The 22,525-nt window shown below is 62.6% G+C and carries 21 protein-coding genes; 18 read left to right on the top strand and 3 right to left on the bottom strand.

Features of this window, described 5'->3' with window-relative positions:
• The 13 genes from sctE to QIW53_RS12780 all read left to right on the top strand — a co-directional run bounded on the left by sctE (window position 1) and on the right by QIW53_RS12780 (window position 12,140).
• Complete coding sequence (sctE, locus tag QIW53_RS12720; protein ID WP_371049960.1) at window positions 1-1,749, top strand: type III secretion system translocon subunit SctE; 1,749 nt, start codon at window positions 1-3, stop codon at window positions 1,747-1,749.
• A gap of 24 nt (window positions 1,750-1,773) precedes the next feature.
• Window positions 1,774-2,832 carry an IpaC/SipC family type III secretion system effector gene (locus tag QIW53_RS12725; protein WP_371049961.1) on the top strand — a complete coding sequence of 353 codons (1,059 nt, stop codon included), beginning with the start codon at window positions 1,774-1,776 and terminating at the stop codon, window positions 2,830-2,832.
• Between the two features lie 13 nt (window positions 2,833-2,845).
• Window positions 2,846-3,934: an IpaD/SipD/SspD family type III secretion system needle tip protein gene (locus QIW53_RS12730; protein WP_371049962.1), complete on the top strand. Its 1,089-nt coding sequence runs from the start codon at window positions 2,846-2,848 to the stop codon at window positions 3,932-3,934.
• Window positions 3,935-4,110: 176 nt separating this feature from the next.
• On the top strand, window positions 4,111-5,400 hold the full coding sequence (locus QIW53_RS12735) for a winged helix-turn-helix domain-containing protein (RefSeq protein ID WP_371049963.1): 1,290 nt from the start codon (window positions 4,111-4,113) through the stop codon (window positions 5,398-5,400).
• Window positions 5,401-5,516: 116 nt separating this feature from the next.
• Window positions 5,517-6,686 carry a PrgH/EprH family type III secretion apparatus protein gene (locus tag QIW53_RS12740; protein WP_371049964.1) on the top strand — a complete coding sequence of 390 codons (1,170 nt, stop codon included), beginning with the start codon at window positions 5,517-5,519 and terminating at the stop codon, window positions 6,684-6,686.
• 3 nt (window positions 6,687-6,689) lie between these two features.
• The gene (gene sctF / locus QIW53_RS12745; protein ID WP_371049965.1) at window positions 6,690-6,950 is read left to right on the top strand and encodes a type III secretion system needle filament subunit SctF; all 261 of its coding nucleotides are present in this window, start codon (window positions 6,690-6,692) and stop codon (window positions 6,948-6,950) included.
• A 58-nt stretch (window positions 6,951-7,008) separates the two neighbouring features.
• Window positions 7,009-7,317 (top strand): type III secretion system inner rod subunit SctI, encoded by a 309-nt coding sequence (gene sctI, locus QIW53_RS12750; protein ID WP_371049966.1) that lies wholly within the window; start codon window positions 7,009-7,011, stop codon window positions 7,315-7,317.
• Window positions 7,314-8,033, top strand: a complete 720-nt coding sequence (locus tag QIW53_RS12755) for an EscJ/YscJ/HrcJ family type III secretion inner membrane ring protein (protein ID WP_371049967.1) — start codon at window positions 7,314-7,316, stop codon at window positions 8,031-8,033. The genes sctI and QIW53_RS12755 overlap by 4 nt, the downstream gene beginning before the upstream one ends.
• Window positions 8,020-8,586, top strand: a complete 567-nt coding sequence (locus QIW53_RS12760) for a secretion system protein (RefSeq protein WP_371049968.1) — start codon at window positions 8,020-8,022, stop codon at window positions 8,584-8,586. The genes QIW53_RS12755 and QIW53_RS12760 overlap by 14 nt, the downstream gene beginning before the upstream one ends.
• Window positions 8,558-9,238 (top strand): oxygen-regulated invasion protein OrgB, encoded by a 681-nt coding sequence (locus tag QIW53_RS12765; RefSeq protein WP_371049969.1) that lies wholly within the window; start codon window positions 8,558-8,560, stop codon window positions 9,236-9,238. Before QIW53_RS12760 ends, QIW53_RS12765 begins: the two co-directional genes overlap by 29 nt.
• A complete protein-coding gene (locus QIW53_RS12770; protein WP_371049970.1) occupies window positions 9,228-9,650 on the top strand; it encodes a hypothetical protein in 423 nt (140 codons plus the stop codon). Before QIW53_RS12765 ends, QIW53_RS12770 begins: the two co-directional genes overlap by 11 nt.
• 64 nt (window positions 9,651-9,714) lie before the next feature.
• Window positions 9,715-11,061: a hypothetical protein gene (locus QIW53_RS12775; protein ID WP_371049971.1), complete on the top strand. Its 1,347-nt coding sequence runs from the start codon at window positions 9,715-9,717 to the stop codon at window positions 11,059-11,061.
• Window positions 11,062-11,120: 59 nt separating this feature from the next.
• Window positions 11,121-12,140, top strand: a complete 1,020-nt coding sequence (locus QIW53_RS12780) for a quinone-dependent dihydroorotate dehydrogenase (RefSeq protein WP_371049972.1) — start codon at window positions 11,121-11,123, stop codon at window positions 12,138-12,140.
• 182 nt (window positions 12,141-12,322) lie between these two features.
• Here the strand turns inward: QIW53_RS12780 and rmf are convergent, their stop codons facing one another.
• Window positions 12,323-12,538 carry a ribosome modulation factor gene (gene rmf, locus QIW53_RS12785; protein ID WP_003223300.1) on the bottom strand — a complete coding sequence of 72 codons (216 nt, stop codon included), beginning with the start codon at window positions 12,536-12,538 and terminating at the stop codon, window positions 12,323-12,325.
• A gap of 526 nt (window positions 12,539-13,064) precedes the next feature.
• Here rmf and rlmKL point away from each other — a divergent pair.
• Together rlmKL and QIW53_RS12795 are read left to right on the top strand one after the other, a co-directional pair.
• Complete coding sequence (gene rlmKL, locus QIW53_RS12790) at window positions 13,065-15,326, top strand: bifunctional 23S rRNA (guanine(2069)-N(7))-methyltransferase RlmK/23S rRNA (guanine(2445)-N(2))-methyltransferase RlmL (RefSeq protein ID WP_371049973.1); 2,262 nt, start codon at window positions 13,065-13,067, stop codon at window positions 15,324-15,326.
• 259 nt (window positions 15,327-15,585) lie between these two features.
• A complete protein-coding gene (locus QIW53_RS12795; RefSeq protein ID WP_371049974.1) occupies window positions 15,586-17,979 on the top strand; it encodes a sensor domain-containing diguanylate cyclase in 2,394 nt (797 codons plus the stop codon).
• Between the two features lie 134 nt (window positions 17,980-18,113).
• On the opposite strand, the gene dacB is transcribed toward QIW53_RS12795, so the two are convergent.
• Window positions 18,114-19,574 carry a D-alanyl-D-alanine carboxypeptidase/D-alanyl-D-alanine endopeptidase gene (gene dacB / locus QIW53_RS12800; RefSeq protein WP_371049975.1) on the bottom strand — a complete coding sequence of 487 codons (1,461 nt, stop codon included), beginning with the start codon at window positions 19,572-19,574 and terminating at the stop codon, window positions 18,114-18,116.
• A 238-nt stretch (window positions 19,575-19,812) separates the two neighbouring features.
• Between dacB and QIW53_RS12805 the strand changes: the two genes are divergently transcribed.
• Window positions 19,813-20,157 (top strand): YggL family protein, encoded by a 345-nt coding sequence (locus QIW53_RS12805; RefSeq protein ID WP_201189426.1) that lies wholly within the window; start codon window positions 19,813-19,815, stop codon window positions 20,155-20,157.
• 53 nt (window positions 20,158-20,210) lie between these two features.
• On the opposite strand, the gene QIW53_RS12810 is transcribed toward QIW53_RS12805, so the two are convergent.
• Window positions 20,211-21,401 carry a benzoate/H(+) symporter BenE family transporter gene (locus tag QIW53_RS12810; RefSeq protein ID WP_371049976.1) on the bottom strand — a complete coding sequence of 397 codons (1,191 nt, stop codon included), beginning with the start codon at window positions 21,399-21,401 and terminating at the stop codon, window positions 20,211-20,213.
• Here QIW53_RS12810 and QIW53_RS12815 point away from each other — a divergent pair.
• Both QIW53_RS12815 and QIW53_RS12820 read left to right on the top strand, forming a co-directional pair.
• Entirely contained in the window at window positions 21,400-21,750 is a 351-nt protein-coding gene (locus tag QIW53_RS12815; protein WP_371049977.1) for a hypothetical protein, read from the top strand. The genes QIW53_RS12810 and QIW53_RS12815 overlap by 2 nt on opposite strands.
• Window positions 21,704-22,465, top strand: coding sequence for a GntR family transcriptional regulator (locus tag QIW53_RS12820; protein ID WP_371049978.1), 762 nt, complete (start codon window positions 21,704-21,706; stop codon window positions 22,463-22,465). Before QIW53_RS12815 ends, QIW53_RS12820 begins: the two co-directional genes overlap by 47 nt.
• Window positions 22,466-22,525: the final 60 nt, after the last annotated feature.

Genomic DNA, 22,525 nt, shown 5'->3' on the forward strand with positions numbered 1-22,525 from the left:
ATGAGTGACATCAGCCGCATATCGAATCCGCCTGCCCTGGATGGGCCTGGCCGTTACACCACGTTCACAAGCGAGGCCATCGCCGCCCGGGTGGATTATCGCAAGGCGGGCCAGGAGGCACTGGGCGCCATCCTGTCGGTGAATTACCACGCCGAACCGGGTCAGTCCGCGCCGGCCCCGGGACGGCCGCAGTTGCCCCCCCCCATGGCGCGCGACCCTGGCAAAGCCGAGCAGGGCGATCTGTTCACGTTGCTGATGGCGATGATCAGCGAGTTGATCGACGAGGTCGACACCAACAAGCTGAAAAGCCGGCTGGCGATGGCCCAGAGCCTGGCGAGCGCCCGCCAGCAAGGCCAGGAAAAACTCGCCACGCAATACACCCAGGCGGTGGCGACGCTGGAGTCCGCCGAGGGCGCGGTGGCCGGCAGTCAGCAGGCACTGGAACAACGGCGTGAGCGCCTGCAGAGCCTTCAGGGCCAACGGGATGCCAGTGAAATCCGCCTCGCCAGCCTGGCCGCCGAATCACCGGAACATGCGAACGAACGGGCGCGGCTTGAGCGCCTGAACGGCGAGCTGACGACCGCGACCCAGGCTGTGAAAACCGCCACCGACGCCCACTTGAAGCTGATCGACACCGCCAATGCTGCCGCGAAAAACCTGCTGCTCCTGACCGGCCACTTGGTGGCGGCAGGCGCCTCGGTTGCGTCACCCGGGCAAACCGATGAAAAGGCCTTGAGCGCCAGTGCGCTGGCGCTGCTGAATCGCTTGAAGATGATCGAACTGCTGGGCGATTCCGCAGAGAACAAGGAAGCGCTCAATCAGGAGCTGTTGCTGCAACTGCAGGCCAGATTGCAGGAAAAAATGCAGCTTGAATCGCAGAAGTACCTGGAGGACGTGCGCAAGGCCGAAGCGTTGCAGAAAACCATGGGCTGCGTTGGCAAGGTCGTGGGTGCCCTGGTATCCATCGCCACGATTGTTGCGGGCGTCCTGACGGTCAACCCGGTGTTGATTGCGGTCGGGGTGATCGGGGCCGCCATCATGATTGCGGACGAGGTGACCCGGGAACTCACCGGCGCATCGTTCATGGCCGAGGTGATGAAACCGCTGACCACGGTCATGCAGGAAGCCGTGAAGCTGTTTACCGATCTGTACACCAAGGCGCTGGTGGCGTTTGGGGTCGATGAGAAGACTGCCAGGGACATCGGGCAAATCGCCGGGATGATCGCCGGCATCGCCGCCACACTGGCCGCCATCGTGCTCACGGCCATGGTCGGGGTCAAGGTGATCGGGCCGTTGCTCAGTGCCGTGGCTTCGAAAATCGGCTCGGTGGTGGCCCAGGCTGCACCGGCGGCGGTCCAGGCCGCGCGGCAGTTGGCATCGTCGCTGGGCAACACCCTGACCCACACGCTCAGTCAACTGCGCCATTTCGTCAGCCGTGGCGCGGACCCCGTGGCGCTGGCCCGTTACGCCGCCCGGGTCGAAGTCGCCCAGGCGGTTACCGAATTCGGCGGCGTTGCGGCGCAGGGTGTATTGGGCACACAGAGCGGTGTGCACCAGGCCCAGGCGGCCAGGCATCTGGCCGATGTCCGGGTGCGCATGGCGGTCAACGACGAGCTGACCCGTTACCTGACACGCATCGTCGAAGACTACGGCCAGGCGATGCAGGATCGCAGCCGGCAGATCGATCATGTTTTTGCCGACCTGCAACGCAGCCATGCCGTGAGCGTGCAGATGGCCCGGCAGGTTTGAATTCACCGACCCAAGGAGTTTCTCATGAGTACAAATGGAGTGTCTGCGTCGGGTGTCGTCATGCCGCCGCGAAGCACGGCCGTTGCCGAAAAAGTCTGGCGTTCGCCCGGCGACTCGTCCCTCAAGGGCGTGGTGGGGCAGGATCAGGTACTGCCCTGGCCGCCTGTTCCTGGCATGGCGGCGACCGAGCTTGAGCGTGGCATCAACGGCTATCAACCCACCGGGGCCGATCAGCAGGACCTGCTCGCGGCCACGCTGGCGGTGGGCGAGGAGGTGCGCAACGATCTGGTGTTCGATCCCGGCGCCTGGGAAAAGCACGCGAACGTGCTGGTCGCGGCGATCATCGCGTTGAACGTCGCGCGGGTCGCCAACGCACAATTGCGCGGGCATTTCAGCGTGATGGCCGCCGATGCCGCCAAGTCCCAGGGCGCGGCCATCGTCGAGTCGGGCAAGGCGGCGATGTTCAGTGCCATCACCGCCGCTGTGGTCTCCGGTGCCATCGCCGGGTTCGCGCTGCTCAAGACGTTCCAGGGCCAAGGGCTCAAGCAAGCCGACATCAATCTGCACCAGCGCAATGCAGTCGACGCCGGCATCGTCGAGCGGGACTTGCAGCAGGCGCGCGTTCGCGAGGACTGGACCCCGGATACGCCCTACACAATCACGGTGTTCGATGATTTTGCGCGAATGAAAACCGTCGATTTCAAACCCCAGGGCTCGACGCTGAACGCCCGCGAACAAGCCTGGTTCAACGCTGAAATCATCAAGGCGCAGAACGTCGGCCGCACCTCTGACTGGCTGAGTCATACGAGCGGCAAGGGCATCGAGAAGCGACTGGAGATCGGTCGGGCGCTCAACGCGATGTCGATGAGCCTCAGCCAAGTGGTGACCAGCATGGTGCGCATCGGTGAACACGCCGCGCGGGAAAAGGAGGTCCTGCAGCAAAGTGCGCAGAACACGCAGAAAAGCCTGGGCGATGAAGTCGGGCAGAAGGACTCGTCAGACGCGGCGCTGTTGCAAAAGCTCATGGAGATCGTGATGCAGCTGTTCCAGTCGCGGATTGAAGTTATCGGCAAAACGGCCTGATCGGGACAACCTCATGAGAATTGTCGATTTCACACCCCCTGCCAGTCATCAGGCTGCCGATGCCCCTCCAGCCGCCGTCATCCCCACGCCGGGTGAATTGCCGCGAATGCCTCAGGCTGCCCAGCCACTCGTGCAGTTGCTGGACCGCTCGAACAAGGGGGTCGAGCGCCAGCTGGACAACCTGCTCAAGGTTCAGCCACCCGCCCAGAAACTCGCTGAGCAGTTGCTGGCAGGCACCGGCTCGGACGCCCTCAGGGCCGAGTTTGGCGGGCAGCTCCAGAGCAAGCGCGTTCGCGCGCAGATGTGGGCGCAGCAAGTACGTCAGTCCGGCGCGGTGATGGCGCAGGTTCAGCAATCCCTGCCTGCGCAGCAGCAACAAAGCCTGATTGCCGCTCAGCAGAACCTCCTGGCGCAGATACAGCGAAGTCCCGCACCGCCCGAAGGCATCGCCAGCGATCTCACGCAGCCGCGCAACGGGACGAGCGACTTCTTCGACAAGCTCCAGGAACTGATCGGCCTGATCAAGAACAGCTACCTGGCGGGTTATCAGCACATCATCGAAGTCTTCACCGGGTTCTTCGACGCGTTCAACAAGGACATCACCGCCAGGATGGAGGGTTGGATCAAGGGGGTGAAGGACGGCAAGCAGGTCAAGCTGAGCGTCGGTGAGTTACGGTCCGCGCTGCAGGCACTGGTAAAGCGCTACTCCCACCCGCAACCTGCCGCGGTGCTGTTTCCGGCTCCGGGCATGGGCGCTGCCACCCGGGATGAGGCCAGCAAGTGGCTGAAGGCGTTGGGTTTGCCGGACGACAGCCTGAAGAGAAACGCCAACGGCAGCTACAGCGTGGTGATGGACCTCAGCCCCTTGACCATCATGATCGGCCAATTGCCGTCCAAAGGCTCCAGTGTCGAATGGGATACCGCCCGCTTCCAGTCCTGGCAGACCGGCTTCAATGCCCAGGAAGAGCGCCTGAAGAACCGGTTGCAATCGTTCACGCAGAAATATTCCAATGCCAATGCCTATCACGACAACTTCAACAAGGTTCTTTCTTCGCACCTGAACCAGTACACGGACATGCTCAAGGCGATGCTGCATTTCTGAGCAGCCTTGGCGGCTTTTGTCCTACGGCACAAATCGCTTTTTCATCGCTGAGCAGTGAGGTTGCCCTGCGGAATCCTCTTACCCAACTTCCTATAGTCACGCAGCTTGTCATTTTGAGCCCGTCTTGCGACGGGCTCGATTGCGTTCAGTACCTTCCTATAGAGAAGTTTCAAATTATGGACAGTGCAACTGATAAAGGGCCGGTGCAGTCGTTCGTTTTTGACCACTGGTTACTGCAAAGCGATGGAACGCTGATGCGAGATGGACACGGAGTCCACGTTCCCCCGAAGGAATTGAGTGTCTTGCGCCTGCTGCTGGCATCGGCGGGCAAGGTGATCACCAAGGATCATCTGCTGGACTGTGTATGGCCCGCGATCGATGCGGGCGAAGAGTCGTTGACCCGCTGCATCTACGCCTTGCGCAAGTTGCTCAGGGACAACAAGGACTTTATCGCGACGGTGTACGGCCAGGGTTACCGATTCACCTGCCCGGTGATGGCGTTGGGTCTTGACGAACAGGCTTCCACGCAGGTCTCGTCGCTGGCCATCCTGCCGTTTCGCGGGGTCAGCGAGTCCCAGGCACTGGATTGGCAGGACGCCATGATTCGCCAGTTGACCACGGCATTCGGCGAGGCGTTGCATGTCGTGCCGTCGGGGTTGATGGCGGCCTACGCCCCACCCATCGACGCCCGGTGCCTGGTCGAGGGCCTGATGCCGGACTTTTACCTGACCGGACGTCATGTTGCGCAGGAGGTCGAACAGCAATGGTCGGTCGAGTTGATACGCGGCATCGATCATGCGCTGCTGCATGCCCAGGTGGTGCGCGGCGACGACCTCGCGGAGGCCCTGCGCGAGCTGACCCGCCTGGTTGCGCAACGCCTGCCGGGTTTGCGTCCGTGCGCCACCACCTGTTCTTCCTACCCGGCCCTGGTGGCTTACCTCAACGGATTGTGCAGTTTGCAGCGGCACACCGCACAGAGCCTGCGTGATGCCTTGGTGCAATTTCGCCATGGCCTGCAACTGGACGAGCGTTATGCGCCGGCCTGGTGTGGCCTGGTGGATGTCTGGCTGGGTCAGGCGATGCTCGGGCTGTGCGACTTGCAGGACGCCATCGATCTGGCGCATTCGGCGGTCGCCAGGGCCTTGTCGCTGGACCCCGGCAGCACGCCAGCCATCGCGCGTCTGGCCTTGCTGACCAGCCTGCGCGGTTGCGAGGAAGCGGCGCAGGTGTTGTTTCGACGTTGCATGCTCGACGCCGACCAGGCGCAGGTGCACTTCTTCCAGGCGTGGCATCACTGGTTCTGGCAGCGCCATGAGCAGGCCGCCCAGAGCATCGACAGGTGCCTGCATCACGATCCGAATTGCGTACGGGCGAAGATGCTGCGGGCGCGCATCGTCCAAGCGGAGGATCAGGCGCAGGCCATGCAACGGAATGCGCTCGGGCATGCGGCGGTGATGTTGGGTTAGTCCCGCTCGTCAGCACGAATCTGATGAGCCTCGTGCAGCCGCGCGATATTTCGATCAGGAACCTCGCCGGCGCAGCTTCTAGCATGAGCGCTCATTCATTGGCCGGAGCCTGAACGGTGACGGATATTCCAACCCTGTCTTCACGGCCCTGCATCCTGCGCCTGCTCAACGGCGCGCTGCGGGGCTGCGAGTTCCCGCTCACCGAGGCGCGCACCCTGTTCATCGTCGCGCCTCTGGAGTTGTTGGACGCGCACGCCGTGAGCGTGCCCGAGGATGCGATCTTCGTGCCTCTGGAGCAGGGCGGGTGCAACTTTGAAGTGGTACTTGGTGACAGCGAGCAGGGCGGTGTCACCCTGCACCCGCTCGGCGAGCCCACGCAAACCCGGCATTGCCCCTTCCTGGAGCCCGTGCAGATCGGCGGCCTGTCGCTGGTTGTGCGGGAAGCGGGGCAGGCCTGGGTGCACGGTGTGCCGGACAGTCAAGAGCCGCTGCCGACGCCAGAGGTCACGGGTCGCTGGCCGTTGCCCGTCGCCGCGAAGTGGGTGGGTGGTGGACTGCTACTGACCTTGCTGGTGGCCTCGACCGGCCTCTGGCCGCTGCCCGATCCGGCCCCGCAACACCAGATTCGCAGTTTGATCGGCGGCGCCAGTGGCGATATCGAGGTCGTGCTCGGGCGAGACCGTAGGGTGTATGTCTTCGTGGCGTCCGAACGGGACGCCGGCTGGAGTCGGCAAGTGCTGATGCGCAATGCCGCCATGGCCAACGTGCTGGTGATCGATCAGGAACGTCGGCGCCTGGAAAACCTGCTGGTCGAACACGAACCGCAACTGGCCTGGCATGCCCTCGATTTCAAGGACCCCGCCCGGCCACGGCTGCTGCTCAGCGCGCAGCGCAATCTGCTCACGCCGCAGCGCCAGGCGCGACTGCTCGACAGGCTGCTCGAGGCCGCGCCCTATGCCCTGGATGTGGCCTTGCAACTACAGGACGACAAGGTGCTGGCCGACCTCGCCGAGCAAGGCTTGCGGCGCCTGGCTCTGACGTTCGACCGGGTCGCCGGCGACGCCAGTGTGACCTTCGCCCTGGGCGGGGACATGCGCGATGCCGAGCTGGCGACGGCGCGCCAGTACGTCGGCGAGTTTCATCGACAGTGGGGCGACCGCTACGTGCGCTTCGCTGTCGAGCTCACAGATGACCTGCTCAAGGGCAAGTCATTTCAAACCGGCCCTCAGGGCTACATCAAGACGACGTCGTCGTCCTGGCATTTCCCCAAGCACATCTGGAGGTGACACATGTCTGTAGGCATCAGCGGGGCCAAGTTTCACAATGATTTTCTAGGGCAGCACGCGGCAGCGTTCGAAAAAGGCGCGGGTGAGCTCAACACGGCATTGCAACAGGCGCTGAAGGATCTCCACGGCAACGCCTCCAACCCGGAAAAACTCGCCGCCTACCAGACGGCGTTCTCGTCCTACACCGTGTTTCGCAATGCCCAGACCAGCACGATCAAGGGCTTCAAGGACATCGACATGGCGATCATCCAGGCGGCTCGCTGAGTGATCAAACCTGACCGGCCCTCGCTGCCTGGCGAGGGCCCTTTGCATGGAGCATGGCATGGTTATCCAGAGTATTTCCCCTTCACTCCTCGGGGCCGCAACTTCTACTGACTTGCGCAGCACGCAGCAAGGCCCGGTGGTATCCCTCGAGCGTCGGCTCATCGAGGCGTTCGCCGGTTCGGCAGTCGACAGCGCGCAAGACGTGGCGGCGATCGAGCGACTGACGCAGCGCCCTGATCTCACCGATCCTGAAATGCTTTCGCGACTGCAGGAGCAGATGGGGCAGTACAACGTCGATATCAATTTGCTCAATGTGCTGGTGCGCAAGGGTGTGAGCACCGTTGAAACCTTGTTGCGCGCCTCATGAGGGCCGGTCTGTTGCCCATGGTGCTGTGTCTGGCGCTGGTGGGCTGTCGCCAGCCGAACCTGCTGCAAGGGCTGGACCAGCAGCAGGCCAACGAAGTGCTGGCGGTGTTGCAGCGCAACAACATTGCGGCGACCAAGGTCGACGCCGGCAAAGCCGGTTATGCGGTGAAGATCGACGCGGTGGATTTTGCCGCTGCGGTCGATCTGCTCAACCTCTATTCGTTGCCGTCCAGGCCACGGCTGCAAGTCGCCGAGATGTTTCCCGCCGATGCGCTGGTCGCTTCCCCCAGGGCCGAGAAGGCCCGGCTGTATTCGGCACTCGAGCAGCGTCTGGAACAATCCATTGGCGTGCTTGAAGGCGTGGTCTCGGCGCGGGTGCACGTCAGTTATGACCTGGACGCCGGCGAAGGCGGGCGCAAGGCAGCGCCCATTCACCTGGCCGCCGTGGCGGTGCACGAGCGAGGCATCGAGCCGCAGTTGTTGATCGGGGACATCAAGCGGTTTCTGAAAAACACCTTTGCCGACCTCGACTACGACAATATTTCAGTGGTCCTGTCGGTGCGTTCACCCACGCAGCATGTTTCGCCATCCGGAATGGCGACGCCGGGTAGTTCACCCTGGGCCTGGCTGCTGGTGCCCATGCTCGTGCTGTTGGCCGGCAGCGCCGTGCTGGGCTACCGATTGTTCAAGGGAGGACGCCGCGATGTTGTGCGCTGAGCGTCTGCGACGGATCCTCACCGAACCGCTGGATTATCTGCACCCGCAGCGTCTGGATGTGCCGGTCGGGTTCGACAGCCCCGAGGCACGGCGCGCACTCAACCAGATCCTGCTCGAGGGGCTGGGGCCGTCGGACCCATGGCTGCCGATGCCTCTGACTGCCGTGGCCCGGCAGTGGGTCGGGCAATGGCGACACTTGCCGTACATCGCCAGGCTGCTGGGCGTCTGGCGGCTGTTCCCACGGTTGGCGCAGGGCGGGCTCTTGCAGCAATTGCCGAGGCCTTTGCGCCTGTTTGCCGGTTGCCGGCCGGCGGGTCGCAGCAGCCCGCCGCTCGACCCGACAGGCGTGCTGATGCATCAAGTGCAGGCCGTGGGTTTGAACTCATTGGCGGGCTTGGCCGAGTGTGTGCCAGCACCGCTGTTCGAACGGCTGCCCCTGCAATTCTCTCCCGACGTTGTCGACCTGCACGCACAGTGGCCGGTCGCAACGGCCGATCCCACGCTTTTCTTTCTGGCGGTGCAGCATGCTCGACTCCATCCGAACCCTGAATGACCTGCCCGCCTCGAGCGATGCGCGGCTGGCAGGCGAAGATCTTCGCGCCGCGCGCCTGCGCAGCGCCTTGCAGCAACAGGCCCGGCGAAGGGCGCACGATTGCGTCAAGCAGGCTCGCTCAGAGGCCGAGGCGATCCGCGCACAGGCGTATCAGGAGGGCTACGCCAGCGGCATGGTGCAAGCTGTGGAGGACCTGACGCGCGGCTTGCTCGAATCGCAGACGCTCGGCATGCAGTTGCGCGAGGAGCTGGCGCAGGCCGCCCGGCAACTGTTGGGTGATGCGCTCACGCGAGTCGAGTGGCTGGACGAAATGCTCGAACGTTGGCTGGCGGAGCAGGCCGATGTCGAGGCGCCGTTGCAAGTCTTGCTGCCGGTGCGTTGCCAATCCCGGCATCCGGCCTTGCGTCAGCGAATTCAGGACGTCTGGCCCGGTGCACTGGTCATCGACTATCAGCCCGAGGAGCGTTACGTGTTTCGTTTGGCCGGCCAATTGCTCGAATTCGATATCGGTGCGACCTGTGAACGGTTGCAGCCACTGCTGTTGGCGCAGTTGGCGAATCTGCCGGAGTCGGCTCGGCAGCTGGATGACGCCTCGATCAGTCGCTTGCACGCGCTCTATACGCAAGTCGGGCAGGTGCGCGATGAAGATTGAAACCCTGATGACTGCCCAGCGGACCGAGCCGGTATCCAGGGTGGAACCTCTTGAGTCGCGTGTGTTGAGGGCGACAGGCCAATCCCCCGGGATCGATACCGGTATCGAAGCGCTGCATCAGGAACTGTTGGCGCTGGAGGGCAAGGGCCAGAAGGCGCAGTACGAATACCTCAGGACGCTGCCGGGCACAGACGCGGCCACCGGGCGCTATCCCACCGCGCAGGCTTTGAGCACGGTGGCGCTCCAGCTCATGGAGCACTTGAAAGAAGAGGGGCTGGAATCGTCGACGCTCTACCAGGAAATCAAGGGCGTGAACGCCATCGCCTTCAATAACAACCTGTTTGTCATGAGCTTCGCGCGCGAGGTGTTCAAGGTGATGGACGACGACGCCTGGGAAAAGATCGAGTGGTGAAAACCACTCAACCATCAAAATGCCAATTGGAAGAGGAAGGTGAACTTTGATCAATGGAATATCCGTGAATCACAACCCACAGATCCCTGGTGCGCCAACACCTGCCACTGCGGCGGTATCGCCAGGGCCTTCGGCGATTGCGGTATCGCCTGACTTCTGCGTGAGCGTCATGGGCACAACCCGGGGCATCGTCGCCGGTCTGGAGCGGGTGAACCTGGAGGTGCGCGTGCAGATCGAGGCGTGCCACACAACGTTGGGCGCCACTGATCTGGAGGGCGTCAGCCAAGTCGATGCCTTCATTGCCGAGGGACGCTTGCCTGAGGTGCCGCTCGACCCGTCGCTGTTCGCGCGCATCAGTGAGTTGAATGCCCTCGATCGCGAACAATCCCGTGACAGCCGGGTGCAGACGCTGCTGGAGGCGGGCAAGGGATGGCTGGAGTCGGCCAGAGGCCCCGGGTTGAACCTGCTGAACATCGCGGGGCGTACCGGGTTGGTCGTGGCGCTGGCGACCGTCGTGCGCCAGGCCGTGAGCTATTACGTCGAGCAAGCCTTGCGCGAGGGCGACTCGACGTCGGCCGGGCGTGCATGGGTGGCGGTGGCGTTGACCCTCGTCGACCTGGGGTTGCTCATCGGCGGCGCCGTTCGAAATGAGGTGAACGGCACCGCCAATGCAGCGTCACGCCTGGCCCGTGTGAGCATGTCGGCCATCATGCTGGGGTCGTTGATTGCCGGGCACCTCACGGGCGCCTCGCAGCGCGTGCTCCCGGCCATGATCGGTGGATCGATCTACACGCTGGCCAGAAGTGTGCCCACTCTGTTTCTGTCCTTGCAGAGCAATGCCGGGGCGCCCAACGCCGCCAACACCGGGGCCACGACGGTAGGCAACGGTGTGGCGCAGTTCCTGCTGGCTGAATTGGGCCAGGTGCTGCCATTGAGCGGTGCGGCCCGTGCGGCGCAAGGATTGGGTTACAGCGTTGGCGCGGACCTTGTAGGAGGCATGCTCAATGGCGCCGGCATGGTGCTCGATGACATGATTTCCATCTTTTGCAGGAGTTGCCAATTGTTGTCCCCGGATCCGGGGCGCGATTCGGTGTTCTCCGATCCGCAAGCCTTGCAGCATGAAGTGTTGCAAGTGCGTGCGGGGCTTCAGCGACCGACTCGCAGCGACCTCGCTGATACGGCGCTGGGCTTCGGCACCTTCAGCCTCTCGGCGGGGCATTCGATCACACTGGTGCTGGGCGCAGTCGCCTCCCTGCTCGACAGTGCGGAGGTCGGTGAAGGCTATCAGCCCCACATCGTCGCCGGGTGTGTCGCGCTGATGGTGATGATCTTCTATTTTCCCTTCGTCTTCGGCTGCGCCAAGCGCACCGATAACGTCTATGTCCTGCCCCGGGAGACTATGGTTCCTTGAGTCAGGCAGCCCGGCTATAATCGCCGACACTTTTAATCGCCCAGAGTCCGAATCAGCCCATGTACACCCTGGCCCGTCAGCTGCTGTTCAAACTTTCCCCGGAAACCTCCCACGATCTGTCCCTCGACCTGATCGGCGCGGGCGGACGTTTGGGCCTCAACAGCTTGCTGTGCAAGACGCCGGCCAGCCTGCCGGTGAGTGTCATGGGCCTGGATTTCCCCAATCCGGTCGGTCTGGCGGCGGGCCTGGACAAGAATGGCGCGGCCATCGACGGTTTTTCCCAACTGGGTTTTGGTTTTGTCGAAATCGGCACCATCACCCCGCGTCCGCAGCCAGGCAACCCGAAACCACGGATCTTCCGTCTGCCGGAAGCCGAGGCGATCATCAACCGCATGGGGTTCAACAACCTCGGCGTCGATCACCTGCTGTCCCGGGTGGCAGCGGCGAAGTACAAGGGCGCGCTCGGCATCAACATCGGCAAGAACTTCGACACCCCGGTGGAGCGCGCCGTCGACGATTACCTGATCTGCCTGGACAAGGTCTACGCCCACGCCAGCTATGTGACGGTCAACGTCAGCTCGCCGAACACCCCGGGCCTGCGCAGCCTGCAATTCGGTGATTCGCTCAAGCAACTGCTCAGCGACCTGGCCGCGCGCCGGGCGGAGCTGGCACTGCGTCACGGCAAACACGTGCCGCTGGCGATCAAGATCGCCCCGGACATGTCGGACGAGGAAACCGCGCAGGTGGCCCAGGCGCTGATCGAAACCGGGATGGACGCGGTGATCGCCACCAACACGACGCTGAGCCGAGTCGGCGTTGAAGGTATGGAACACGGCGATGAGGCGGGCGGGTTGTCCGGCGCGCCGGTTCGGGACAAGAGTACCCACACCGTCAAGGTGCTGGCGGCAGAACTGGCCGGCCGTTTGCCGATCATCGCGGTGGGCGGCATTACCGAAGGCAAGCACGCGGCCGAGAAAATCGCCGCCGGGGCGAGCCTGGTGCAGCTTTATTCCGGTTTCATCTACAAGGGACCGGCGCTGATCCGCGAGTCCGTTGACGCGATCGCCGCCCTGCGCTGATCCGAACCTGAACCTGAACCTGAACCTGTAGGAGCGAGCCTGCTCGCTACTACAGGTCAACATGTCAGGCATAAAAAAGGGCTCCTCGAAGGAGCCCTTGGGCCGAAGCCCGCCGCCCGGATGGGGCGTGCGTGGTAAGTCGAAACGTAATCAGGTTGTCGTGTCGGAGTGTGTACCTTGTGTTAGCCGACGGCGTGAAGTTCGTTGAGTCTGTGGATTCCCGCAGTGCCGGTCATACCGTCCCAGTTGTCGCCGCGTCCTTCTCGCCAGCCGTTGATCCAGGCTTGGCGTACCGACGGTAGAGTAAATGGGCAAAGCTCACGGGATTTGCCACCAACGCCATATTGATATCCGCGCAAAAATGCTCTTTCCAACGGATCACGCTTAAGTCTTCTCATAGGGTGTTGCCCTCACTTGTTGACTGTTTTTATCGCGTTGACCTCGATTGAGGTCTGGCAGAAAGTCTGCCGTTGGGGCTCGCTGCCGGCGTGGCGAGCCAAGGTGTTGACGTCAATCGCGGCGTCAACCTGTGTTGAGTTCTAACCAATGCGTCACATCGAGGGAATGATCGTTTTGTCATAAGAACGTAACCATAAAGCTGCTAAGGCCATAAGTAACTCGATGTTTGTTGCCTGTTTCTTGCGCAAACCCCTGTATGATCAGCCCTCCACGAGATGATGAGGTTAATCTTCTGGTGAGAGCGGCTCTCGTTAAATCGGGTGCTATGCGACGAAGGGTCGCGTTATGACATTTTGTTGCATCAACTTTTTTATCTGTCCTTGCATCTAAGCTCATCTGACCCGAGCAGCACGGATGGGACGGCACACCTTCGTGCCACGCGGGCGCTCTTTCAGAAAAGCGCCTGATTGAAAACCGGGCCGGCAATGCGTTGTCGGTCCACTAGCCAAAGGCTCTGGAATTACCATGTCCGATCGTTTCGAACTCTTCCTCACTTGCCCCAAAGGCCTTGAAGGCCTGCTCATCGAGGAAGCCGTCGGGCTTGGCCTTGAAGACGCGCGCGAACACACCTCTGCCGTGCGCGGCATGGCGTCCATGGAAACCGCCTACCGTCTGTGCCTGTGGTCGCGACTGGCGAACCGGGTGCTGCTGGTGCTCAAGCGTTTCCCGATGAAAAACGCCGAGGACCTGTACCACGGCGTGCTCGATATCGACTGGCAGGATCACATGCTCAGCGACGGCACCCTGGCCGTCGAGTTCAGCGGCCACGGCTCGGGTATCGACAACACCCACTTCGGCGCCTTGAAGGTCAAGGACGCCATTGTCGACAAACTGCGTACGCCGCAAGGCGATCGGCCATCCATCGACAAGCTCAACCCGGACCTGCGCATTCACCTGCGCCTGGACCGTGGCGAAGCGATCCTCTCCCTCGATCTCTCGGGCCACAGCCTGCACCAGCGCGGTTATCGCCTGCAGCAAGGCGCGGCGCCGCTCAAGGAAAACCTCGCGGCAGCCGTACTGATCCGCTCCGGCTGGCCACGCATTGCGGCCGAAGGCGGCGCGCTGGCCGACCCGATGTGCGGCGTCGGTACCTTCCTCGTCGAAGCCGCGATGATCGCCGCCGACATGGCACCGAACCTGCGCCGCGAGCAATGGGGTTTCACCGCCTGGCTCGGTCACGTTCCGGCGCTGTGGAAAAAGCTCCATGAAGAAGCCATTGAGCGCGCCGCTGCCGGGCTGGCCAAGCCACCGCTGTGGATTCGCGGCTATGAAGCCGACCCGCGCCTGATTCAGCCGGGCCGCAACAACGTCGAGCGTGCCGGCCTGAGCGATTGGATCAAGATATACCAGGGCGAAGTCGGCACCTTCGAACCGCGTCCCGACCAGAACCAGAAAGGCCTGGTCATCTGCAACCCGCCGTACGGCGAGCGTCTGGGGGACGAGGCGAGTCTGCTCTATCTCTACCAGAACCTCGGCGAGCGCCTGCGCCAGGCCTGCCTGAACTGGGAAGCGGCGGTGTTCACCGGCGCCCCGGACCTGGGCAAGCGCATGGGGATCCGCAGCCACAAGCAGTATTCGTTCTGGAACGGTGCATTGCCGTGCAAGCTGTTGCTGATCAAGGTCACCCCGGACCAGTTCGTCACTGGCGAGCGTCGCACCCCGGAGCAGCGCCAGGTCGAGCGCGAGCAGGCCGCCTACGATCAAACCCCGGACGTGCCGCAGGAGCGCCAGTACAACAAGAACGGCAACCCGATCAAACCGGCACCGGTGGTGATCGAGCAACCGCGCTTGAGCGAAGGCGGGCAGATGTTCGCCAACCGCCTGCAGAAAAATCTCAAGGCGCTGGGCAAGTGGGTCAAGCGAGAAGGCATCGACTGCTACCGCGTCTACGATGCCGACATGCCGGAATATTCGATGGCCATCGACCTGTATCAGGATTGGGTCCACGTTCAGGAATACGCTGCGCCAAAATCCATCGACCCGGAAAAAGCTTCGGCGCGCATGTTCGACGCACTGGCGGCGATTCCGCAGGCCCTGAACATCGACAAGAGCCGCGTGGTGGTCAAGCGTCGCGAGCGCCAGAGCGGCACCAAGCAGTACGAACGTCAGGCCGCCCAGGGCAAGTTCGTCGAGGTCAACGAAGGCGGGATCAAGCTGTTGGTCAACCTCACCGACTACCTCGATACCGGGCTGTTCCTCGACCACCGGCCAATGCGCATGCGCATTCAGAAAGAGGCCGCCGGCAAGCGTTTCCTCAATCTGTTCTGCTACACCGCGACCGCCAGTGTCCATGCGGCCAAGGGCGGCGCGCGCAGCACCACCAGTGTCGACCTGTCGAAAACCTACCTCGACTGGGCGCGGCGCAACCTGTCGTTGAACGGTTTCTCCGACAAGAACCGCCTGGAGCAGGGCGATGTCATGGCCTGGCTCGAAGCCAGTCGTGACGAGTACGACCTGATTTTCATCGACCCGCCGACGTTCTCCAACTCCAAGCGTATGGAAGGGGTGTTCGACGTGCAGCGCGACCAGGTGCAGTTGATCGACCTGGCCATGGCCCGACTGGCACCGGGAGGCGTGCTGTATTTCTCCAACAACTTCCGCAAGTTCGAACTGGAGCCCAACCTCGCCGAGCGTTACGCGGTCGAGGAGATCACGGCCCAGACCATCGATCCGGATTTTGCCCGTAATGCCAAGATCCACCGCGCCTGGAAAATCATGGCACGTTAATCACCTCTCCCCCTGTAGGAGCGAGCTTGCTCGCGAAAGATCCTTAACGATAACGCTGGTAACCTGACACACCGCAGCGCTCTCGGTTTTTTCGCTGGCAAGCCAGCTCCTACAGTGGACATCGAACGTTCAAGATGTGTGGCCGTTACGGATGGCCCAACTGTCTGACGGCAGGGGGTGGTCAAATTGATGGCTAATAGCTATAACTCAATACATGGCCAATGCGCGTTTTCAGCACCTGGCGTTTTGAGTGGCCTTTATGTCGTTGTACTTCGTGCGCCCCAGGATTCTGGGCTTTATCAGTGAAGACGCTTCGGCCTGGCTGGTCGCGTTGCTGGTATTGGTCGTCGGCGGGGTTCTCACCGGTATGCTCGCCTGGTCGACCCTGAATCTGTTCGACCAACAACTGCACCAGCGTTTTCAACTGCTGGCCAGTGAACGTTACAGCCGCATCACCGAACGCTTTGAAGATCAGGAACAGCGCCTGGACGGGCTGCGCCGGTTTTTCATCAACTCCGATTCGATCCAGCGCGACGAATTCAACGGCTACACCAAACCTCTGCTGCGCCGGACCCAGGCGTACTCCTTCGCCTTGAGGGTGAAGGGTGCCGATCGTGCCGAGTTCGAGCGCCAGGTGCGGGCCGAGGGCCTGCCGCAATTCACCGTTCGCGAGCTCAACGCCGATGGCCAGCTGCAACTGGCGGCCGAGCGTGATGAGTACGTGCCGGTGCTCTACAGCGAGACCCAAAGCAAACTCCCCGTGCCACTGGGTTACGATTTGCTGGCCCAGCCCCTGCGGCGCGCCACCCTCGACCGGGCCGATGCACATGGGCAAATGGCCGTCTCGCAACCGATGCACCTGGTCGGTATCGAGCCGGCTTATGCGCGGGGCGTACTGCTGGTGGCGCCGGTGATCCTGCGCAACAGCAGTCCCGCCAGCAAGCCGTTCGGTTATGTGATGGCGGTGATCAGCATGCGCCAGTTGCTGGCGGATGACCTGCCGGAACCCAGTCGCGATTACCTGTCGGTGCGCATCCTCGACCTGTCCACCGATGACCAGCACGAAGTGCTCTACGAATCCCCCAGCGGGCCTGCCGACAGCGAGTTGACCGCGACCCGCGAGCTGCAGTTGGCCGACCATGATTATCAGGTCGATATCCAGCCCAGCGAGGCATTCCTGAAGGCCAACCATTCTTCGGTGAGCAGCCTGGTGATCCTCGGCGGCCTGCTGAGCCTGTTGCTCAGTGCGCTGCTCTATGTACTGGTCAGCCAGCGCCAGCGCGCCTTGACAATGGTCGAGCAACGCACCGAGGAACTGCGTGCCCGGGAGCAGGAACTGCGTGGCACCCACGGCCAGTTGCGGGGCATCCTGAACGCCGCGACTCAGGTCGCGATCATCGCCACCGACCTGCGGGGTGTGATCAGCAACTTCAATGCCGGGGCCGAGCAGATGCTCGACTACGCCAGCCACAATGTAGTCGGGCATATGACCCTGGAAAACCTGCTGCTGCCCCGGGAGCTGGAAGCGCGTTCGGTGCAGTTGAGCGCCCGTTACGGCAAGCCGATCCCGACGTGCCAAGCGATGCTGGTGGAAGGCGGCGAAGAGGGTAGGCACGAGTCGCGGGAGTGGACGCTGGTGCGCAGCGACGGCAGCCACCTGACGGTGAACATGCTGGCGACACCGGTGCTCGACGAGCAAGGCCTGTGGGTCGGGCACCTGGCAATCTGCATCGACGTCACCGAGCGCAAGCGCGTGCATGAGGCACTGGCGGCGCGGGACCTGTTGCTGAAGAAGCTCAGCGCCCATCTGCCCGGCGGGATCTACCAGTTCAAGATGGAGTTCGACGGTCGTTTCAGTGTGATCTATGCCAGTGATGGCATCCGCGAGATCTACGAACTCGAGCCCGAGGTGCTGCTGCTCGACGCCGAGTCGATCTTCACCCGCATTCATCCCCAGGACACTTCGCGGGTTCGCTCCTCGATCCGGGCCTCGGCGGACACGCTCAGCCCCTGGCGCGAGGAATACCGCGTGCTGCTGCCCACCCGTGGCCTGCGCTGGGTGCGTGGCGAGGCGACGCCCGAAGAATTGCCCGGTGGCGGTGTGCTCTGGCACGGTTACATCTCCGACATTTCCGACCTTAAGCGCGTGGAAGAAGAGTTGCGGGCGCTGTCGATCACCGATTCGCTGACCGGCATCCACAACCGCCGCTACTTTCAGGAGCGCCTGACCACCGAAATGGCCAGGGTCGAGCGGGGCGGCGGCGAGTTGTCGGTGATCATGCTCGACATCGACCACTTCAAGCGCATCAATGATCAGCACGGCCATGCGGTCGGTGATCGGGTGTTACAGGCAGTCTGCGAGCGCATCGGTCACCGGCTGCGGCGCACGGACGTGTTCTGTCGCCTGGGCGGTGAAGAGTTCATGGTGCTTTGCCCGGACATCGACGGCGAGAGCGCCTATCGACTGGCGCTGGAATTGTGGCAAGGGCTGCGCAGTACGCCGATCGACGACGTCGGCATCGTCACCGCCAGTTTCGGCATCGCCAGTTGGCGGCCAGGCGAGGGCGCGGACGCGCTGCTGCTGCGTGCCGACTCGGGCGTCTACGCGGCGAAGCAGGCCGGTCGGGATCGGGTTGAAGGCGAGATGAACTAAGGGAGCACGCAGAACCCTGTGGGAGCGGGCTTGCTCGCGATGGCGGTGGATCAGTCAATACATATGTCGACTGATCCAACGCCATCGCGAGCAAGCCCGCTCCCACATTTGATTCCGGTGTATCGAAAATCGGGTTACAGCACCGAAGCCGTCTCAGGCAGTTTCGGTTGGCGATACAGGTCCAGCAACACCTGATCGAGCACCGACGACGCGCCAAACGGCGCCTTGTCGTTGAGGATCGCCACCACCGCCCAGGTATTGCCATTGACGTCACGGCTGTAGCCGGAGATCGCGCGCACGGTGTTCAGCGTGCCGGTCTTGACGTGGGCTTCACCGCGCATGGCGGTGGTCTTGAGGCGCTTGCGCATGGTGCCGTCGGTCCCGGCAATCGGCATCGAACTGATGAACTCCGCCGCGTACGGGCTGCGCCATGCGGCTTGCAGCATCGCCGCCATTTCCCGGGCGCTGACACGTTCGGATCGCGACAGGCCGGAACCGTTCTCCATCACCAGGTGCGGCGCGGTGATGCCTTTTTTCGCCAACCATTGACGCACCACGCGCTGGGCGGCCTTGGCATCGTCGCCATCGGCGTCGGTGCGGAATTTCTGGCCCAGGCTCAGGAACAGCTGCTGGGCCATGGTGTTGTTACTGTATTTGTTGATGTCGCGGATGATCTCCGCCAGGTCAGGGGAGAAGGCGCGAGCCACGACCTTGGCATCCTTGGGCGTAGACGCCAGCACATCCTTGCCCTGGATGCTGCCGCCCAACTCCTTCCAGATCGCGCGCACGGCACCGGCGGTGTAGGTGGCATGATCCAGCAACGACAGGTAGGTCTGCGAGCTGCAGCCATCGCCCAGTTGACCGCCGACGGTCACGGTGACGGAGCCATCCGGCTGGGTCACCGGGTTGTAGCGCACACCGCCGGTGCATTGCTTGCCATTGAGGGCCTTGACCTGGTTTTCGATGCGGATACTGGCGATCGGTGGCTCCACCGACACCAGCACCCGCCCGTTGTCGTTGCGGGCGACGAAGCGCAGGGCCTTGAGGTTGACCAGCAGCGAGTCGGGCTTGACCAGGAAGGGTTTGTTCTCGTCGTTGCCGTCGTCGTTGAACTCGGGCAATTGCGGCTGTACGAAGAAGCCGCGATCCAGCACCAGGTTGCCGGTGACCTGGGTCACGCCGTTGGCGCGCAGGTCGCGCATCAACAGCCAGAGCTTTTCCATGTTCAGCTTCGGATCGCCGCCCCCCTTGAGGTAAAGGTTGCCGTTGAGGATGCCGCCACTGAGGGTGCCGTCAGTGTAGAACTCGGTTTTCCACTGGTGGTTGGGGCCGAGCATTTCCAGGGCCGCGTAGGTGGTCACCAGCTTCATGGTGGAAGCGGGGTTGACCGAGACATCCGCGTTGTAAATGGTCGGGGTGCCCGGCCCGTTGAGCGGGACCATCACCAGCGACAGGGCGTTGTCCGGCAGCTTGCTGGCCTTCAGGGCCTTTTCGACGTTTGGCGTCAGCGCGGTGTTGATGGTGGCGGCGGATACGGGGAGGGCCAGGGGGAGGAGAAGACTGGCCAGCAACAATGGACGCAAAGATTTGATCATCTGAAATAAGACCCTGCAGGCGAGGGGAAAAAAGGTGAGGGCATGAAAATAAAGTCCCTCGGTGACATGAAAGTGTCGGCATTATGCCCCAAGGTACAACCGCTTGTGCCCCGCGCGGAGCCTCTGATTCGCTATTTTTTTACAGGCGGTCACGGGTCATGCCCAGAGATCCGGGCAATCGCCCGCTTAAACTGCTAAAGTGCCGGCCGTTATTACTTATGTTATGAGGATTGTTCCAATGGCGACTAACCGTTCCCAGCGTCTGCGCAAAAAGCTGTGCGTCGATGAATTTCAAGAGCTGGGTTTCGAACTGAACCTGGATTTCAAGGACGATCTGGCTGATGAAGCCATTGATGCTTTCCTCGACGCGTTCCTCAAAGAAGCCATGGAAGCCAACGGCCTGGGCTATGTCGGCGGCGATGACTTCGGTCTGGTTTGCCTGCAGAAGCGTGGTTCGGTGTCCGAAGAGCAGCGTGCCGCTGTGGAAGCCTGGCTCAAGGGCCGCAGCGAACTGACCGAAGTCACCGTCAGCCCGCTGATCGACGTCTGGTACCCGGAAAAGCCGATCAATCCGAAAGCCTGATGTCATGAAAAACGGCGACCCATGGGTCGCCGTTTTTTTGTCTGGCTGGACGCTCAGGCCTTGCGCCAGTTCAGGATCACCAGCGTCACCACCCCCGCCACAATCCCCCAGAACGCCGAGCCGATGGAAAACAGTGTCAGCCCCGACGCCGTGACCATGAAGGTGATCAGCGCCGCCTCACGTTCCTTCACTTCGGTCATGGCGATGCTCAGGCCATTGATGATCGACCCGAACAGCGCCAGTGCGGCAATCGACAGCACCAGTTCCTTGGGCAGGGCGGCAAACAGCGCCGCCAGCGTCGCGCCGAACACACCGGCGATCCCGTAGAAAACGCCGCACCACACCGCTGCCGTGTAGCGTTTGTTGCGATCCTCATGGGCATGCGGGCCGGTGCAGATGGCCGCACTGATGGCCGCCAGGTTGATGCCGTGGGAACCGAAGGGCGCCAGCAGCAGCGAGGCGATGCCGGTGGTGGTGATCAGGGGCGAAGCCGGTACGTGGTAACCGTCGGCGCGCAGTACGGCGATCCCCGGCATGTTCTGCGAGGTCATCGCCACCACGAACAACGGGATGCCGATGCTGATGGTCGCGGCCAGGGAGAAATGCGGCGTGGTCCAGACCGGCGTGGCCACTTCCAGGTGAAAGGCGCTGAAATCCAGCAGGCCCATCAACCCCGACAGCGCGGTGCCGATCAGCAGCGCGGCGAGTACCGCGTAGCGCGGCGACAGGCGCTTGACCACCAGGTAAGTGAAGAACATGCCCAGTACCAGGCCCGTGCGATGCTGGGCGGCGACAAAGATTTCACTGCCGATCTTGAACAGGATGCCCGCCAGCAACGCGGCGGCCAGCGACGCCGGGATCTTTTTCACCAGGCGTTCGAAGCTGCCGGTCAACCCGCAGATCGTCACCAGCACCGCGCAGGTCACGTAGGCACCGATGGCCTCGCCGTAGGTCACGCCGCCGAGGCTGGTGATCAGCAGCGCCGCGCCGGGGGTCGACCAGGCAATGGTGATCGGTGTGCGATAACGCAGGGACAGGCCGATCGAACACACCGCCATGCCGATCGAGATGGCCCAGATCCACGAAGAAATCTGCCCGCTGCTCAGGCCTGCCGCTTGCCCGGCCTGGAACATCAGCACCAGCGAACTGGTGTAGCCGGTCATCATGGCGATGAACCCGGCGACGATGGCCGAAGGCGAAGTATCGGCCAGTGGGCGCAGTGGGGCGTGTGTGGCGTCGGTCATGACAGCGGTGTTCCTGATGATGAGCGTCGGTGGGGAAATCCCCGCTGAACCCTGTGGGAGCGGGCTTGCCCGCGAAGGCGTCTGTACATTCGGCATCGACATCGGCTGGCACACCGCTATCGCGAGCAAGCCCGCTCCCACAGAAATCGCGGATTCTGCGTTCAAGCCTAAACTCAAACGCAAACAGGCATTGCCATACAGCGGCAGGGACAAACAGCCGTACAGTGTGTTGCCACCGGCCATTGTGTACAATCGCCCTGTTTTCCAGTCAATTCGCCGCCGTTCTCCCGACCCGAGTACCCATGAACGAACAGTTGCAGCCCCTCAAGAAACAACCGCGAGCCGCTAAAGCCGGCCGCAGCGGAACCCAGGACGATATCGTCTACGCGCATATCTTCGAGGCCATCCTTGAACAGCGCCTGGCGCCCGGCACCAAGTTGAGCGAAGAAGCGCTGGGGGAAATTTTCGGGGTCAGTCGTACCATCATCCGCCGCGCCTTGTCGCGTCTGGCCCATGAAGGCGTCGTGCTGCTGCGACCGAATCGCGGTGCGGTAGTGGCCAGCCCGAGTGTCGATGAGGCGCGCCAGGTGTTCTTCGCCCGGCGTCTGGTCGAGCGCGCGATCACCGAACTGGCGGTGCAGCACGCCAGCGCCGAAGACATCGCCGAGTTGCGGCAGATGGTCAATGACGAGCGCGACAGTTTTTCCCGTGGTGATCGCGGTGCGGGCATCCGCCTGTCGGGCGAATTCCACCTGAAACTGGCCGAGGCCGCGAAGAATGCGCCACTGATCAGTTTCCAGCGCAGCCTGGTGTCCCAGACCTCGCTGATCATCGCCCAGTACGAAAGCGGCAACCGCTCCCACTGTTCCTACGATGAACACACCCAACTGATCGACGCCATCGAAGCGCGCAACAGCGAGCGGGCGGTCGACCTGATGATGCACCACATGAATCACATCGACAGCAAGCTCAACCTCGACGAGGAAGGCGCGTCCGATGATCTGCATGCGGTGTTCTCGCATTTGCTGCAGAGTAAGAAGCCGGGGCGTTCGGCCAAGCTGTGAGCTGAGTTGCCTTCATCGCGAGCAGGCTCGCTCCCACAGGGATAGTGTGATCCTTGTGGG

This window comes from Pseudomonas fluorescens (assembly GCF_041354075.1).
In the GTDB taxonomy this organism is placed as follows: domain Bacteria; phylum Pseudomonadota; class Gammaproteobacteria; order Pseudomonadales; family Pseudomonadaceae; genus Aquipseudomonas; species Aquipseudomonas fluorescens_CE.

Bases quoted from the DNA above. Each gene is read 5' to 3' on its own strand.
- dacB (WP_371049975.1), bottom strand. From the start codon at position 19,574: ATGATCAAATCTTTGCGTCCATTGTTGCTGGCCAGTCTTCTCCTCCCC.
- QIW53_RS12730 (WP_371049962.1), top strand. From the start codon at position 2,846: ATGAGAATTGTCGATTTCACACCCCCTGCCAGTCATCAGGCTGCCGAT.
- QIW53_RS12725 (WP_371049961.1), top strand. From the start codon at position 1,774: ATGAGTACAAATGGAGTGTCTGCGTCGGGTGTCGTCATGCCGCCGCGA.
- QIW53_RS12780 (WP_371049972.1), top strand. From the start codon at position 11,121: ATGTACACCCTGGCCCGTCAGCTGCTGTTCAAACTTTCCCCGGAAACC.
- sctF (WP_371049965.1), top strand. From the start codon at position 6,690: ATGTCTGTAGGCATCAGCGGGGCCAAGTTTCACAATGATTTTCTAGGG.
- QIW53_RS12760 (WP_371049968.1), top strand. From the start codon at position 8,020: ATGTTGTGCGCTGAGCGTCTGCGACGGATCCTCACCGAACCGCTGGAT.
- QIW53_RS12770 (WP_371049970.1), top strand. From the start codon at position 9,228: ATGAAGATTGAAACCCTGATGACTGCCCAGCGGACCGAGCCGGTATCC.
- rmf (WP_003223300.1), bottom strand. From the start codon at position 12,538: ATGAGAAGACTTAAGCGTGATCCGTTGGAAAGAGCATTTTTGCGCGGA.
- QIW53_RS12735 (WP_371049963.1), top strand. From the start codon at position 4,111: ATGGACAGTGCAACTGATAAAGGGCCGGTGCAGTCGTTCGTTTTTGAC.
- sctE (WP_371049960.1), top strand. From the start codon at position 1: ATGAGTGACATCAGCCGCATATCGAATCCGCCTGCCCTGGATGGGCCT.
- QIW53_RS12765 (WP_371049969.1), top strand. From the start codon at position 8,558: ATGCTCGACTCCATCCGAACCCTGAATGACCTGCCCGCCTCGAGCGAT.
- QIW53_RS12795 (WP_371049974.1), top strand. From the start codon at position 15,586: ATGTCGTTGTACTTCGTGCGCCCCAGGATTCTGGGCTTTATCAGTGAA.
- rlmKL (WP_371049973.1), top strand. From the start codon at position 13,065: ATGTCCGATCGTTTCGAACTCTTCCTCACTTGCCCCAAAGGCCTTGAA.
- sctI (WP_371049966.1), top strand. From the start codon at position 7,009: ATGGTTATCCAGAGTATTTCCCCTTCACTCCTCGGGGCCGCAACTTCT.
- QIW53_RS12810 (WP_371049976.1), bottom strand. From the start codon at position 21,401: ATGACCGACGCCACACACGCCCCACTGCGCCCACTGGCCGATACTTCG.
- QIW53_RS12815 (WP_371049977.1), top strand. From the start codon at position 21,400: ATGACAGCGGTGTTCCTGATGATGAGCGTCGGTGGGGAAATCCCCGCT.
- QIW53_RS12755 (WP_371049967.1), top strand. From the start codon at position 7,314: ATGAGGGCCGGTCTGTTGCCCATGGTGCTGTGTCTGGCGCTGGTGGGC.
- QIW53_RS12820 (WP_371049978.1), top strand. From the start codon at position 21,704: ATGAACGAACAGTTGCAGCCCCTCAAGAAACAACCGCGAGCCGCTAAA.
- QIW53_RS12805 (WP_201189426.1), top strand. From the start codon at position 19,813: ATGGCGACTAACCGTTCCCAGCGTCTGCGCAAAAAGCTGTGCGTCGAT.